11 protein-coding genes and 1 other RNA gene are annotated in these 15,962 nt (G+C 40.1%); 8 read left to right on the top strand and 4 right to left on the bottom strand.

Features of this window, described 5'->3' with window-relative positions:
* Position 1: 1 nt before the first annotated feature.
* From accA to H5089_RS15685, 3 genes are all read left to right on the top strand, one after another.
* On the top strand, positions 2-958 hold the full coding sequence (gene accA / locus H5089_RS15695; protein ID WP_002958297.1) for an acetyl-CoA carboxylase carboxyl transferase subunit alpha: 957 nt from the start codon (positions 2-4) through the stop codon (positions 956-958).
* An 82-nt stretch (positions 959-1,040) separates the two neighbouring features.
* A complete protein-coding gene (gene tilS, locus H5089_RS15690) occupies positions 1,041-2,345 on the top strand; it encodes a tRNA lysidine(34) synthetase TilS (RefSeq protein WP_182712626.1) in 1,305 nt (434 codons plus the stop codon).
* Positions 2,346-2,699 carry a hypothetical protein gene (locus H5089_RS15685; RefSeq protein ID WP_182712625.1) on the top strand — a complete coding sequence of 118 codons (354 nt, stop codon included), beginning with the start codon at positions 2,346-2,348 and terminating at the stop codon, positions 2,697-2,699. It begins immediately after the preceding gene.
* Positions 2,700-2,729: 30 nt separating this feature from the next.
* On the opposite strand, the gene H5089_RS15680 is transcribed toward H5089_RS15685, so the two are convergent.
* Positions 2,730-3,626 (bottom strand): GGDEF domain-containing protein, encoded by an 897-nt coding sequence (locus H5089_RS15680; protein WP_182712624.1) that lies wholly within the window; start codon positions 3,624-3,626, stop codon positions 2,730-2,732.
* 133 nt (positions 3,627-3,759) lie between these two features.
* On the opposite strand from H5089_RS15680, the gene H5089_RS15675 reads away from it, so the two are divergent.
* Positions 3,760-5,733 carry a monovalent cation:proton antiporter-2 (CPA2) family protein gene (locus tag H5089_RS15675; protein ID WP_024596261.1) on the top strand — a complete coding sequence of 658 codons (1,974 nt, stop codon included), beginning with the start codon at positions 3,760-3,762 and terminating at the stop codon, positions 5,731-5,733.
* Positions 5,734-5,748: 15 nt separating this feature from the next.
* On the opposite strand, the gene H5089_RS15670 is transcribed toward H5089_RS15675, so the two are convergent.
* A complete protein-coding gene (locus H5089_RS15670) occupies positions 5,749-6,894 on the bottom strand; it encodes a patatin-like phospholipase family protein (protein ID WP_002958292.1) in 1,146 nt (381 codons plus the stop codon).
* A gap of 239 nt (positions 6,895-7,133) precedes the next feature.
* Here H5089_RS15670 and H5089_RS15665 point away from each other — a divergent pair, with 239 nt between their 5' ends.
* From H5089_RS15665 to H5089_RS15655, 3 genes are all read left to right on the top strand, one after another.
* Complete coding sequence (locus H5089_RS15665) at positions 7,134-8,009, top strand: DUF3014 domain-containing protein (protein ID WP_182712623.1); 876 nt, start codon at positions 7,134-7,136, stop codon at positions 8,007-8,009.
* Between the two features lie 139 nt (positions 8,010-8,148).
* An RNA gene (ffs, locus tag H5089_RS15660) (signal recognition particle sRNA small type) lies at positions 8,149-8,245 on the top strand.
* A 678-nt stretch (positions 8,246-8,923) separates the two neighbouring features.
* Positions 8,924-11,683, top strand: coding sequence for a response regulator (locus tag H5089_RS15655; protein ID WP_182712622.1), 2,760 nt, complete (start codon positions 8,924-8,926; stop codon positions 11,681-11,683).
* Positions 11,684-11,709: 26 nt separating this feature from the next.
* Here H5089_RS15655 and H5089_RS15650 read toward each other — a convergent pair whose 3' ends face one another.
* Both H5089_RS15650 and zigA read right to left on the bottom strand, forming a co-directional pair.
* Entirely contained in the window at positions 11,710-12,399 is a 690-nt protein-coding gene (locus tag H5089_RS15650; protein WP_182712621.1) for a DUF1826 domain-containing protein, read from the bottom strand.
* Positions 12,399-13,598 carry a zinc metallochaperone GTPase ZigA gene (gene zigA, locus H5089_RS15645; protein WP_182712620.1) on the bottom strand — a complete coding sequence of 400 codons (1,200 nt, stop codon included), beginning with the start codon at positions 13,596-13,598 and terminating at the stop codon, positions 12,399-12,401. Before zigA ends, H5089_RS15650 begins: the two co-directional genes overlap by 1 nt.
* 222 nt (positions 13,599-13,820) lie before the next feature.
* Between zigA and H5089_RS15640 the strand changes: the two genes are divergently transcribed.
* The gene (locus tag H5089_RS15640; RefSeq protein WP_182712619.1) at positions 13,821-15,956 is read left to right on the top strand and encodes a TonB-dependent siderophore receptor; all 2,136 of its coding nucleotides are present in this window, start codon (positions 13,821-13,823) and stop codon (positions 15,954-15,956) included.
* Positions 15,957-15,962: the final 6 nt, after the last annotated feature.

The following is a 15,962-nucleotide window of genomic DNA, read 5'->3' as shown; positions in this document are numbered from 1 at the left end:
CATGAGCCTCAATTATCTTGATTTTGAGCTTCCAATTGCAGAATTAGAAGCAAAAATTGAAGAATTACAAAGTATCAGCCGCGCTGGCGAATTAGACCTTGAGTTAGAAGAGGAAGTCAGCAAATTAAAAGAAAAAAGTGCCAAACAAAAACAGGAGATTTTTTCTAATTTAGGCGCTTGGCAAGTATCACAGTTAGCACGTCATCCGTTGCGTCCTTACACTCGAGATTATATCGAGCGCATTTTCACGGAATTTGACGAGTTTGCTGGCGATCGTACTTTTGCTAACGATCCAGCTATTTTAGGTGGCATTGCGCGTTTAGATGGCGAACCGGTAATGGTTATTGGCCAACAAAAAGGTCGTGATACTGCTGAAAAAATTAAACGCAACTTTGGTATGCCAAAGCCAGAAGGTTACCGTAAAGCATTACGCTTAATGGAAATGGCTGAGCGTTTTAAAATGCCAATCATGACCTTTATTGACACACCAGGTGCATACCCAGGTGTTGGCGCTGAAGAACGTGGTCAATCTGAAGCAATCGCACGTAACTTAAAAGTAATGGCGTCACTTAAAGTGCCGACAATATGTACAGTTATTGGTGAAGGCGGTTCAGGTGGTGCATTAGCAATTGGTGTTGGCGACAGAGTTAACATGTTGCAGTACAGCACTTATTCTGTAATTTCGCCTGAAGGTTGTGCGTCTATTCTTTGGAAAAGCGCTGACAAAGCACCGCTTGCAGCAGAAGCAATGGGTGTAACTGCAGAGCGCGTTAAAGAGCTAGACTTAATCAACAACTTAGTTGATGAGCCACTAGGTGGTGCACATCGTAATTACGATGCTATGGCACGTAACTTAAAAGTACGCCTTAAGCGTGACCTAGCAGACTTACAAGCGCTTACGCTTGAAGAAATGCTTGATCAACGTTACAAACGTTTAATGTCGTTTGGTTATTGCTAAACACATTAATTGTTAAAAAAAGCCGCTTATGCGGCTTTTTTGCTTTAATATGTTCAGAGTTTTTATATTAAAGTGCGGCCATATGCATACAACAGCAATTTATCAGCAATTAAAAAAATCACTAAATAGCTATATTGAGCAAGGTAACACTGTTTTTACTGTGGCGCTTTCTGGTGGTGTTGATTCTGTGGTGTTGCTGCATTTAATGCGTGCTTTAAGAGCCGATAACCCTGCAATTGATGTATCGGCTATTTATGTTCACCATGGCTTGAGCCAGTATGCCGATGACTGGCAACGCTTTTGCAAAAATGTATGTATTGAGCTTGATGTGCCTTTTAAAGTCGCAAAAGTTGTAATTGAGCAGCAGTCGCGTACGAGCCTTGAAGCCCAAGCTCGCGATGCACGTTACAAAGCACTTGATGAGCTAAGCCCACAAGGCAGCATTGTTTTATTGGGCCAACATTTAAACGACCAAGTAGAAACGTTTTTACTGCGCTTAAAGCGTGGCTCGGGTTTAAAAGGGCTTGGCGCCATGCACCAAGTGCGTTTGCTGCAAAGTGGCCGTGTATGTTTTAGGCCATTGTTAAACGTAAAGCGAAGCGATATAGAAGCGTTTGCGGCGCGCTTTAGTATTAACCACATAACTGATGACTCAAATACAGATGAAAGTTTTGACCGTAACTTTTTACGCTCAAAAATAGTACCTGTGTTAGCCGAGCGCTTTACTGGGTTTGAACAATGTACAGCACGAAGTATTGAGCTACTACAACAGCAGCAAACACTACTTGATGAGTACACTCAGCTTGATTTAAATAAGTGTATTAACGAGCACCAAGCACTGTGCATTAGCCAAATAAGCGAATACAGCTCAGCGCGTATTGCAAATATAGTACGTGCGTGGCTTGCATTATTTACACAAGTCATGCCATCGCAAAAGCAGCTTGAGCAAATTATTAATCAAGCAATGTGCGCAAAAAACGACGCACAAATGCGTATTGATTTGCTCGATGGACAAATACGCCGGCATCAAGGTTATTTGTATTTTGTAACACCAAGTGAAGTATTAACAGATACAGAGCTGAATCATTCAGAACTAAAACTTGCTGATGGGCGTTTATTAATTAAAAGGGCTGGTAGCGGTGTAAGACCTCCACACGCTAATGAGCAAGTAATAGTGCGCTTTAATTGCAATAGTGCGCGTATAAAACCACTTAAAAAGCCTGGTAGTAATACAGTTAAGCATTGGTTTAAAGATGCAAAAATAGCACCTTGGCTTCGCGCCAGCGTACCGCTTATTTTCTATAATGATGAATTAGTGCAAGTGGTTGGTTATTTTATAAGTGCTAAGCATGTTGATGAAAATGGTATTTTTTGGGAGTGTAAATAAATGAGTAAACAGCCGCATGTTGGTTTGTCGTTAGTGACTAAAGCGCCAATGGGTATGCTGATAACGGCCGTAATAGCTATTATCGCTAATGTTTTACTTGAGTTAAATATAGTTACGTTAGGTTATGCAGTTGCGGGTGGAGTTGTATCTTCAGTACTTTTATTAGCTTATTGGTTAGGTAAAGGTGGATTGTTTTTTATTTTAGGCGTGAGCCTGCCACTGCTTTTAGTATTATTTACACCGCTTGCGACTATTACTGCATTACTTAATTTAATTAGCGGGTTCTTTTTTGGTTTTTGTGCTGCGTTGTTTATTTATAAATTGGTAAGTGCAAAGCCTAGCGGGGGAAGCTAGGCTTTTTTATTTAATGCAGTTAAGTAAAGGCTAATATGCTTTTGCGCAGTTTCTACCTGATGCCTTTGCTTTGTATAAACCTTTATCTGCTCGAGCAAATATCTCAGTTTCGCAATCTTGGCTGTTAGCTAAAGTAAAACCAATACTGGTTGTTACTTTATACTTAGACATTAATGGCGATTTTCTTACTAAGCACATTATACGCTCAGCAATCACTTTATTAGTTGTAAACTCAGGGTCTTCAATAAGTAAAGCAAACTCATCACCACCAAATCTAAATACCGAATCAGTGCCGCGTATACTGCTACACAGTACTTTTGAAAATTCTTTAAGTGTATCGTCACCAATTTTATGGCCGAAGTTGTCGTTAACTTGTTTAAAGTTATCTAAATCAAGCAACATTAAACTAAATGGGCGTTGATAACGGCGACAGTTTTCAAGCTTTTGAAGTAAAAAGTCATTAAATTGACTACGATTATTTAAACCGGTTAACGCATCCTTTGTGGCAAGCTTTAGTACGCGGCTATACATCATCGCATTACGAAGTGGATAAACCAGCGCACTATGTAATGTATGTAATTTTTTCTCAATTGCGTGACCAAGTGGGAATTTACTAAAATAAATTAGCTGCCCTAAGTGGTCTTTATTAATCGCTAAATCAAAAATATAGGGTGTACTATTTGTATCACTTTGTGATGTTTGAGCAGTACCTAAAGTTGATTGAAACTGCAATCCAGAAAAATTGAGCAATTGTTTTGCAAATTTAGCGTAAATAGCCAGAACATCCTCGATCACTAAGCTTGTTTGTAGCTCTGCGACGAGTTCATGCGTTTCAGTTATTTCATTTTTAGGTGAGTGTTCAGCCGAAAACGGCAAAAAATCACCGCGACCAGACACACGCTGCGTCAAAATATGGACGTTTTCCATTAAATTCTCCCCCGAGGGTGTTACTTTGCAATAACTAAGCTATTTTTGTGCCATATTTTAAAATTGCATGAAAAACATATGGTTGTTATATTTACTTACAAGCTACTAGTTTAATTTAAACGCGAGGCTGCATTTGCAAAGTATTAATGCTCAAATTTTTGGCTTATTAGTCGCGGCAGTTCTTTTTGTGTGGTTTTTTAAGCGCATTGGCTTGCCGCCTATTTTAGCGTACCTAGCAACGGGGGTTTTAGCCGGTAGTCATGGTATTGGCTGGCTTGCACAATCTCACGAAATAGAGTTTGTAGCTGAATTGGGTATTGTGTTTTTGTTATTTAGTTTAGGGCTAGAATTTTCTATTTCTCGACTAATGGCAATGCGAAACCTAGTATTTGGTTTGGGCTCATTACAAGTAGGTATAACCAGTTTACTCTTCATTATTATTCTATATTGCTTAAACTTTTCATTACTCACCAGTTTTACCATCGGCACAATTATGGCGCTTTCTTCAACCGCTGTAGTAGTTAAGCTATTAAAAGAAACGGGTGAGCTTAATCAGCGCCGTGGGCAATTAGCCGTTGGTGTACTGCTTTTTCAAGATATTGCTGTTGTTCCTCTATTAATAATACTTCCTTTATTTGCATCAAGTGACTCTCAAAGTATTGGCTGGGCTTTAGCGTTTGCCCTAAGTAAAGGCGCATTTGTATGTGTGCTTCTTTGGGCAATTGGTAAATGGGTATTGCCCATTGTGTTTAAAGAAATAGCGCAAGTACGAACCGATGAGTTATTTGTACTTACCACCATATTAGTCGCGTTGTTTGCAGGTTTTTTAACGTATATGTTTGGCTTGTCTATGGCGCTAGGTGCTTTTTTAGCCGGAATGATGTTAGGTGAGAGCCATTACAGGCATCAGTTAGAGGCCGATATACGCCCATTTCGCGATATTTTAATGGGGCTATTTTTTGTTACTGTAGGTATGCAGCTGGATATTTTATTTGTACTGGGGCATATCGTAATAATTATTGGCGCCTTGCTGGGTTTACTGGTGTTAAAAATTGCAGTGGTAGCCTTTAGCGCGCGGCTAATGCATGAGCGAAACCAAGATTCACTCGCCTGTGGCATTATGCTGTGGCAAATGGGGGAGTTTGGCTTTGTACTTATTGCACTTGCTGGCCAGCATCAATTATTAAATTCAGAGCAAGCTTCATTTTTAATTGCCCTTGGTGTGCTTTCAATGGCATTTACCCCATTTTTGATTGATAAAACGCCATTTATTTTAAAGCGTTTAGGCATACTCGATCGCCCAAGTTTGGCGCTCGAGAGTGAGCCACAAAGTAGTACGCTTTATAGTGACCATGTTGTTATTTGTGGTTTTTCGCGAGTTGGGCAAACTATAGCGCGTTTTTTAAAGCCCGAAGCAATAGACTATGTTGCGATTGAAAGTAACCCAATTTTAGTACAAGAAGGCAAAGCGGCGGGTGAGCCTGTCATATTTGGCTATGTTAAACAAAAAGATATTTTAAAGTGCGCAGGAGTAGAGCGAGCTCGCTTGGTTATTATTACTTTTACAGAGTTTGATCATGCACAGGTTGTTATTGATGCCATAAAGCAAATAGCACCCAATGTTAAAATACTCATTCGTACCCGTGACGATAGCCAGCTAGATTATTTAAAAGAGCTAGGTGTAACCGAAGTAGTACCTGAGTCGTTAGAGGCAAGCTTAATGCTCGTGTCGCATGTGTTGTCTATGTCGGGCGTACCGATGACGCGTATTGTGCGAAGAGTAAGTAAAGAGCGTCGTAATCGTTATCCGTTAATGCAAAGCTTTTATGCAGGCTATTTTAAAGATAACGAAGATACATCAAGTGACCGGTTAGAGTACTTACATGTGGTTGCTCTGCCTGATAAAGCTTATGCAGTTAATAAAACAATCGAAAATCTAAATTTAGAAAAGCGTCGGGTACTGGTAAAAGCGCTGCGCAGAGAAGGAGCCGAAATAGACACGCCATCAGCACAAACAACCTTATTGGCTAATGACGTTTTAGTGTTACAAGGTAAACCAAGGCGTGTTGAGCGGGTAGAGCACTACCTGCTCGACGGAATAGAATAACGTTTCTGTTTGAGCTTAATCTAGTTCTAAAAACTTGCGTATCTCCGGTAATTTTTTCATACCGTCTTCATAACCAATTTGCATTAAATGTTGGGTGTAGCGTTTTTCAAACAATAGATAACTGGTTAAGCTCGATTGCGAATGTTTTTTAACACCTATGGTACGTAGCAATACTTTAATAGCCCACGGCATATCGTCGTAATACTGTGCTGCAATAGCATTAAAGTTTTGCGATGGGTTAATTACAAAGGTATCTATTTGTTTAAGTTCTTGATGTTTGTCACGCGCGGGTAATAGCCCTAATGTTCGGTTAACACGAGCCAAACGCTCTAAATCCGATTGCATAGTGTCGGTAAATACACTGTCTAGTAAATGCCCCGCAACAGCAGAGAGTCCAGGATAATGTGGCGAATAACCCGGCGGGTGTAATTCTTTAGGTTGATCGACCCCAATAATAAATATTTTTTCAGCGCCTAAATGAATCGACGGACTCAGCGGAGAAAGTTGATGTATAGAGCCATCACCAAAGTAATGGTTATAAATATTTACACTTGGAAACACCATAGGAATGGCACTTGATGCCATTAAGTGCTCAACATTAATACGAGTTGCGCGGCCTTCGCGTTTAGCACGTTGCCACGATGTTTGCGTATTAGATTGAAAAAATGCAACCGAGTCACCCGTTGTATAACTTGAGGCTGTAATAGACAGCGCATCTAAATAATTACGGTGTAAATTGCGCTCAATGCGGTGTAAATCTAAAATCTCGTTTAATAAACTACGCAGAGGGCGGTTATTTAGTAAGCTCGCTGGTGGGTGGTTAATATGCTCTGACTGAAAGCTCGTTAAGATATTGCGAGCAATATGACCAAACACGCTTAAAAAGTCACTTTTATAGACCATAGAGGTTGAAAAGTTTTTCCAAACTGATTCGAGCTTTCGTACAGCCAAATGCGCACAAGAAGCGTAACATGCCAATGCAGCAGAGTTAATAGCGCCAGCGGAGGTGCCATTTATTACTCTAAATGGCAATGGGGCAGTACGAGGCATACTATGAGCTAGCGCTTTTAGCACACCCACTTGATAAGCAGCTCTTGCGCCACCACCTGTAAGTAATAAGGCAGTTTTAGGTTTTTGTGGATCAACTTGCTTGATTTTCATATTGGTGGTTAAACTGTTCTACGTCTTTACTTTATTTATTAACTGTAAGTCTTTAAGCTAGAAGAATCAAAGGATAACTGCCCTAATGCTTATTACATTATTTAATCACCCAATTTAGTAGGTAACTTACTTTGCTATAATTGCCGTATTATAAAATGTCATAGTATTTGTGTAAGAATGAATTTAATCCACTTAGCGTACTCTAAGTGATATCGCATTTTAATTTTTATGGAGTTCGTATGTCAGATAAACCAGAAGCATCAGATGTTCAAAAACGTCCACCTAATAACAATATTCTTTTCGCCGTTATTATTTTAATAGTCGTAGCATGTGCGGCTGCCTTCGTATTGCTCACACCAAGTGACGAGCAAGAAACACGCACTGAGGTAGAGCCCGCAGTTAAAGAGCAACCTATGATGGAGCTTAAACCCGAGAACGACCCAGTGGTAGACGCGCCATCTGTAATGCCAGAAAAACCAGCCGAGCTTGAAGTACCAGTACAAAGCCCGAGCGAGCCGGAGCCTGAAGTAGAGCCACTACCAACACTTAACGAAAGTGATGCAGTTGTGGTTGCTAAAATGGATGAGTACCTAAGCGACTCAGTAATGAGCCTAATGGTGACCGACGATGTAATTCGCCGTGGTGTTGTATTTGTAGATAACCTAGCTAAAGGTAAGGTAGCTAAAAAGCACACGCCTGTTGTACAGCCAGAAGAGAAATTTAGCGTTAATGAAGGGGATATCCTCACAATTAACCCTAACAGCTACGAGCGTTATACCCCGTATGTGAAAATATTTACCAGTATGAGTGCAGCGCAAGCCGTTCGCATGTACGAAGAGTACAAGCCACTTATAAATAATGCATATAGTGAAATTGGTTATGGAGATGATGAGTTTAATCAAACGCTAACCGATGCAATCGATTTATTACTTGATACGCCAGAGCCTGAAGGTGACTTGCCGTTACTTCGCGATTCAGTGACGTATCAGTATGCGTTTTCGGAGTGGGAGCAATTACCTGCTGCGCAAAAACAGCTTTTACGTATGGGTCCAGAAAACATGAAAAAAGTAAAAGCAGCACTTCGTAATATAAAAGCGCAGTTAGAGAGCAATTAATACGCACTAAAACAGCTAAATATGCCGCGATTGTATATGAAGTATGCAATCGCACTTTCTTTTTTGATTATCCCTTGAATAACAGAGCAAAAGTAGAGATAATCCCTCCCGCGCCAACCAAGGCCCTCAATGGTAGTCTTATTGGTCCTCTCGCAACACTAGCAGGCGAACCTGGTCAGGCCCGGAAGGGAGCAGCCACAGTTTGTGACGTGTGTGCCGAGATGTGGCTGGTAAGACTGCCACCCAAATTCCTCATTTGGGTGTTGTTTGAAGTATAAGTTGACATATTTGTACTAAAAGGTGGCATAAATTGGAAGTATAAGGTGGCATAGTCTAGTATTTAACCTAATGGTTAGATGGTTGACTCATATTTGCACTTCGGCTTTTTGCCTTTTCCAATAACTTGATAAAGGCTACCACTGACAGTTTTGATTAGCTGGTTCTGAGGTGATATTTCCACTATTCTTGATGTGCTAATATAATCGTTTGTTGCGAATCGGTACGTCATGTCATCGACATAGATATCCCATAAAATTTATCCAATCATTTTCTTCACCATCAAAAATTGAAACTTAACAGTGTTTAAGTCTTAATGAGAAATATCTATTTCTACTAAATTAATCGGAATTTTTTAGCATTAAAAAACTGGCTTTGGTATCAGGAGCTTTTAATTCAAGAAAACCAGTCACTTTATGCCATTTTATGATTCAACTCTATGCCAACTTATACTCCAAGCAACATTGGGTGTATATCGCTAACTCCTTAATATTTATATTTTTTCACTAAATTAATCCATAATACCTAATAGTTTCCAGCTCCTTTTCTCGCTAGACAACTTTTAACTTGTACGCAATAATGTAGCAATTATATTAATTTAACACTGCGTGTTAACAAAGTACTCTAGGGTTGAAGTAATGCCTCAAAGAAGTAAGTGGACACTCGCTGTTTTATTAGGGCTGCTAGGGGGTTTAGTTAACCTCTCGCCGTTATATTTTTTCGACAGTTCTGAGTTTTTATTTGGGCAAGTATTTGTATTATGTAGCTTAGTGTTTATTGGGCTGCGTTATGCGTGCTTAAGCCTTTCGATTGTATCTGGCTTTTTACTTTATAGGTGGGGGCATTGCTGGCCGAGTATTGTTTATTTACTCGAGCTTTTTTGGCTTTACACTTTTTGTTTACGCCGCTCTAAACCCATACTCCCTCTTGGTACTGTTTTTTGGCTGTTAGTTGGTTTACCTATAATTTGGGGAATAGGGCAGTTTCTTATTGGTCTGCCATGGTTAACGCTAGTTGTTGCAATATCAAAGTACCTCATAAATGCGTTAATTAGCTTAGCTTTAGTTGATTTATTTAGTGTATTTGTACCCCACGCCAGCCGTGCCTATCAGGGCAGGCCTCTTGCTCGCATTCTTAGCTATGTTGTAAGCGTTATTATTATATTGGTTATACTGCTTACCAGTGTAATTTTAGTGAACGATCACCACTCTCGGTTAGAGTATGAGGTAGACGCCCAACTCGAAGAAAAAGCCAAATATATAAGCACTCAATTAAGTGATTATTTAACGTTTCATAAAAATGCCATTGTAATGAGTAGCGACGCCATAAGCGCGGGCACAGATAGTGAGCAGCAGTTAAAAAGGCTAATGAATCTATTTCCAGGGTTTGCTACAAGCTTGTATGCAAACCCTAGCGGCTACGTCGAAATAACGTCGCCTAATAACCTTATAGCGGGGTTAACTAAGGCGCAGCGTAATGTCACTGATCGCGAGTACTTTAATCAGGCTAAGCAATATCCTCTCGGTTATAGCGGTGGTGTGTTTCAAGGTCGAGGGCTTGGCAATGAAGCCATTGTTGCGCTGTCGGCACCTATTTATCGTGATGGTGAGTTTTTCGGCGTAGTAGAGGGGTCGTTAAAGCTTGGACGATTAGAGCAGTTTATTCCTAATTTATTTGAAAATACTGGCGAATTAGTTGTACTGGATGATAAGCAAAAAGTGGTTTTTAGCTCGCTTGAGCAGTTTAAAATATTAACCGACTTTAACGAAGATGGTTTTAATGCGCGTAATATGGGCGATAAAAATTTATTTCGCTCCAATAATAATGAGGTTTACCATAGTTCTAGATATGTTAATCCGCAGAGCAAATGGCAAGTAATCACTTTTTATAATCGTAAACATTTGAGTATGGCTGTAGCTAAAGCATGGCTGCCAAGTATTTTGCTAGGCGCTATGCTAATTATTATGGTGGTGCTGTTTGTACGCCAACTTGCAAACTTATTAGTGCAGCCAATTAGTGGTTTAACTAATTTAATGCAAAGCTTTAATAAATCAAAAAAACATACTTTTAATACAGATTCAAGTTGGCAAGAAGTATTGCAACTACAACAGCAGTTTGAAATGCTAGCCACTGCGCTGCAGCATTCAATTGAAAACCTGCAAGCGTCAAATATAAAAAACCAAGACCTAAACAAACAACTCAGTGAGTTTAACCAGCAGCTAGAAAAACAAGTTGCTGAGCAAACTAACAAGCTTAAGCAAGCAGTAGAGCGTGCTAATTTAGCTAATGTGGCTAAATCGCAGTTTTTAGCAAATATGAGTCATGAACTACGCACCCCAATGAACGGTATTTTGGGCATGGGTGAAGTATTGCTGCGTGATAGTTCGTTAACCGACGAGCAAAGAGATCTTTTAGATACGCAACAAAAAAGTGCTCAAAACTTATTAAAAATCTTAAACGATATTTTAGATTTTTCTAAAATTGAGGCTAATGCAATGCAAATTAGCCCGCGCCCAACAAACTTAGCGCCGTTTATCGAAAATATTAAATCGTTGTTTTCACCCATTGTAAGCTCTGACGATGTGCAGTTTATAGTTCAGTGTAGTAACACCTTGCCAGATTGTATTAACGTAGATGATTTACGCTTAAGCCAAGTTATTATTAATTTATTATCTAACGCGTATAAGTTTACTGAGCGCGGGTTTGTGCGTTTATCGTTTGATTACAGTGGCCAGCAATTATTTGTGAGTGTGTCTGATAGCGGCATTGGCATAGAAAAAGATCAGCAATCGTTATTGTTTAGTGAGTTTACTCAAGCTGATGTAGGTGTTGCGCGTAAATATGGCGGTACCGGGCTAGGTTTGGCCATTAGCCAAGGGTTAATTAAAAAAATGCAGGGTGAAATATCTTTAAATAGTGAACCCGGTAAAGGCAGCATGCTTAAGTTTTACATTAATGCGCCTAAAGCTGAGTTTATAAAGCACACAGCCGCAGTACAGTCGCAATCAGTACCTAACCTTGGTAGCAAAAAATTACTATTGGTAGAAGACAACCCCATAAACCGCCAAGTAATTGCAAAAATGTTAGAGCCAACTCATGTACAACTTACAATGGCTAACGATGGAATTGAAGCGTTAAAAGTGCTTAAGGGTAACACCTTTGACTTAATTTTAATGGATTGCCAAATGCCAAATATGGATGGTTACGAATGTACCCAAACCATACGTGCTAACGAAGTAAACACTAAGGCACATGTGCCCATTATTGCAATTACCGCTAATGCCTACGAAGACGATAAACAGCGCTGTCTAAGTGTGGGCATGGACGATTTTGTATCTAAACCTGTAAATACACAAGGTTTGTACGAAGTAATCGCTAGGGTGATAAACGCGCACTAGCTTAGCGTTTATCACCACAACAAATTTTAGATAAAATCGAGCGTAAGTAATAAGCGTTGCTCGTTTGCAGCCACCGCTGGTGAGCGATGTACAAGCCCTGCACCTTCGTTTTCATCCCAGTACTCGCCTTTAAGCAGGGCAACATCACCTTGCTTGAGTTGATTAATATTATTTAGGCTTTTAAATAAGCCAGACTCTTCATCGGGTTTACCTAAATTACCAGTACCTAGCTTTGAGCGGTTTACATCGCTGTGACTTAACCACTGCGTAGCAACACCTTGATAGGTAGTAACTAGCCGGCAGGGAATTTTGTCTACATGAAAACGCGGGCACATGGGTTTATCTAATATTTTTAGCCTTAAACCGGCGCGTTTTAAATCAAACAGGCAGCAAAACATTTCAACCAACAGTGCGATATCTTCACACAGCGCTTTAACTTCATCGCGGTTATTATCTTCTGGCTTAAGCGTTTTTATTAATTGCTCAAACGCATCATCGGGCGATACCGCAAGCTCTAGTGGCTTTAAAGCATTTGCGCTAATGAGAGTATTAACTGCATTTGTTAATGTTTGCTCAAGGTCTCTTTGCCAAATAACAATGTTAGTGTCTTGGTTATAAATTTGTGGCAATACATCGGCGGCACACTCTTTAGCTGCTTTTCGGTACAGCGGTTCCGCAGGCTTTATTTGCGCAGTTATTGGGGCTAGGGCATTCATTACTCTTCCTCCCAAATAGGAAACGGGTCGTTATAGGTTCTCCAAAAGTCCTTTCCCTTAAGTACCGCATCTTCTGGTAGTAGGCAGTCATCAAGCGCTTTAATCATCGCTTGTTTATTTAATGATTGACCAATAAACACAAGCTCTTGGCGCATGTCACCAAAGGGCTCTACCCATTTATTATTTATGTCAGCAAGCAGCTCAGGCTCTGTAGGCCAGTCTTTTTGGGGGATGGCTTTAAAAAACATACCAGCAAATCCGTAATGAGCTATACCGCCTGCTTGGCCCCACTGCGCGCAAAATAAAGGGCGTGTTGCTAACCAAAAATACCCTTTTGAGCGAATAAGTTTGCCAAATTGTTCGGTGCTATGAAGAAAGTTATAAAACTTTTCTGGGTCAAATGGGCGGCGCGCAGTGTAATTAAAGCTGCTAATACCATACTCTTCAGTCTCGGGAATATGTTCACCACGCATTTCTTTAAGCCACCCCGGTGCTTGTTGGGCACGTTCAAAATTAAATAAACCGGTGTTTAGCACTTCGTTAATATTAATATGGCCGTTTGAAATAGGAATAATGTTAGCTTGAGTATTAAGCGTATTTAAAATGGCAGTGAGTTTATTTAATTCATCGTTTGTAATTAAATCAGTTTTACTAATTAAGATTACATCGGCAAATTCAACTTGGTCAACAAGTAGGTCGGCTACGCTTCGCTCGTCGTCTTTTCCTAACGATTCGCCAGTATCTTGTAAATCATTTGCTTGTTCGTAGTCGTTTAAAAAGTTAACGGCATCAACCACCGTTACCATAGTATCAAGGGTGGCAATATCACCCAGTGAGACGCCATTTTCATCGGAAAATGTGAAGGTTTCGGCTACAGGTAATGGCTCAGAAATACCGGTTGATTCAATAACGAGGTAATCAAAACGCCCATCTTTGGCAAGTTTGCCCACTTCAACAAGTAAGTCTTCTCGTAGGGTGCAGCAAATACAACCGTTGCTCATTTCAACGAGCTTTTCGTTACAGTGATTGAGCGATACATCGTTTTTAATAGTGGCTGCATCGATATTTATATCGCTCATATCGTTAACTATAACAGCCACTTTTTTACCTTGTCTGTTATTAAGAATATGGCTAAGTACAGTGGTTTTACCAGCCCCCAAAAAACCTGATAACACTGTGACGGGCAGTTTATTTATCATTTAATAATCTTACTAAATTACAATTAAAGGTATGTTATATTATATCAATTCCGTATTCCAGTAATGCTAATTAATTTTTTAATGCTGAGCTGCAAATTTAGTGTGTTACTCAAAAACTCTTCATTCGAAAAATAAGGATGAATATGAAATTATTTACATTGCACATGTTAATGATAGTCGTTATCATTCGCAGCGTTTTATAAACCTCTTCTTTGGATCAATATGTTTAACCAAAAATATTTGGCGCTCAGTATTGCTGCGTCTTTTTCTGCTTTTTCTAATGTGGCATTTGCCGAGCAAAATAACGATATTGAAAAAATAGAAGTAACTGGCCGTGCCCAGCAATTTTACCTAGAAACCGAAAGTAAAATTGGTACTAAAACGGATTTAGATCTTATTAAATTACCGCAATCTGCGCAGGTATTAACCGAGCAACTTATTATTGACCAAGCCGCGCGCGACATTACCGATTTATACCGCTCAATTGCGGGTGTGAGTGAATACAGCTACTCAGGTGTAACTTTTCGTGGTTTTAGAGATGACGCCAATGTATTTTATGATGGTGTGCGTGGCGACCCATATTCGGGCTTTGGTGTACCGCAGTTATTTAATGTTGAACGTGTTGAAGTATTAAAAGGGCCTTCCTCTGCTTTGTATGGCGGTGGCGAACCTGGTGGGATGATTAATTACGTAACCAAAAAGCCAAGCTACACACAAAAACGCGAACTAAAGCTTACTTTAGGTAACTACAACACCCGTGGTGCATCACTTGATATGACAGGTGGTTTAAGCGATACAATGGCTTATAGATTGGGTGGTTACTATGAAGAGCAAGACAGCTTTCGTAACAATGCAGACTCAAAAAACACCGAGCTGACAGGTGGATTGTTATTTGATTTAACAGATTCAACAACCCTAACCACAAGTGTTGACTACATTAAACAAGACCTAGGCGGAAACCGCTTACGTGGCGTACCGGTAGATGACAACGGCAACTTTTTAGTTGACCCAAGTTATAACGCCAATGAGTCGTTTGATTATCAAAATATGGAAGCTTTGGTGCTTCAAGCAGAACTTAGCCATTATTTTAATGATGATTTTTCGTTAAGTACTACGTTTCGTTACATGGATAACGAGCGAGACCAAGCCTACCATGAGTCGCAAAGCTGGGTAGATGTAAATGGTGATGGCGTTGCCAATATTGACGATGAAACGATTAAGCGTGAATACCGTAAGCAATTTCGTGCCAATAAAGAGGCAAGTGTAACCACCGACTTTGTTTATAACTTTGGACAAGGACAATTAACACATCAGTTTTTATTTGGTGGTGATTACCACACCGTTGATACCGAATATGACTACTTTCGTGCTCGATATGAGGCCGATGGCGTCGCTAATTTAAATATTTTTAATTTAAACTACGGTGAAACCGACCCAAGCACTTATAACCTCACCGACATGAACCGCGATGGCGTTGATACCGACCGATTTGGTGTGTATGCACAAGACGTAATTAGCATAGGCGAGCAGTGGACAATTATTGCAGGTTTGCGCTATGACCATTTTAAAGAGTTTAATCAAGAAACTGGCTTTAGTTACTCAGATAACGACATAACGCCGCGCGTTGCTGTGACCTACCAACCAGTAGAAAACACATCGGTATATATTAACTACTCAGAGAGCTTTAATCCTACATCGTCAGCCGATCAAGAAGATGTAGAAGGCGAAGGTAATTTAGAACCAGAAACCGGTAAGCAAACCGAGCTGGGTATGAAAAACCAATGGCTCGACGGCAAAATAATGAGCACCTTTGCAATTTACCAAATTAATAAAGAAAACGTGGTAATGAGCAACCCTGACGATACGGGAGCAGGGGATGGCATTGCTGCACTTTTAAATATAGGTGAAGTAGAAAGCCGAGGATTTGAAACAACTTTAGTCGGTGATTTGTCAGCGCACTGGACCGTAACGGCCAACTACGCTTACAACGATACGCAAGTGGTAGACGGCGTAACGGGTGATACGCTTTCAAATACATTTGGAGACGGTTCGCGCTTTGCTAATGCACCACGCCACCAGGCAGGTTTATGGACTCGCTACGCTATTGATTCAATTGACTCATCAATTGCATTTGGTGCAAATTACGTAAGTGAGCAACTTAGTACAAGTGGCCAAAAAGTAAAACCATTTACCGTATTTGATATGAGCTGGACGAGTCGCTTTGACGACGTATTACTGAGTGTAAATATTAATAACCTGTTTGACAAAGAATACGCGGTTAGTGGATTTAGTGAGCGAAACGGCCACTTTCCTGGCAGCCCTCGTGAAATTATTGGGCAAATAACCTACAAGTTTTAATACTTA

The sequence above is a fragment of the Pseudoalteromonas sp. SR45-1 genome (assembly GCF_014163655.1).
GTDB classification, from domain to species: Bacteria; Pseudomonadota; Gammaproteobacteria; order Enterobacterales; family Alteromonadaceae; genus Pseudoalteromonas; species Pseudoalteromonas distincta.
The sequence above is the reverse complement of the archived record's forward strand: the minus strand, read 5'-3'. Positions and strand labels throughout refer to the sequence as shown.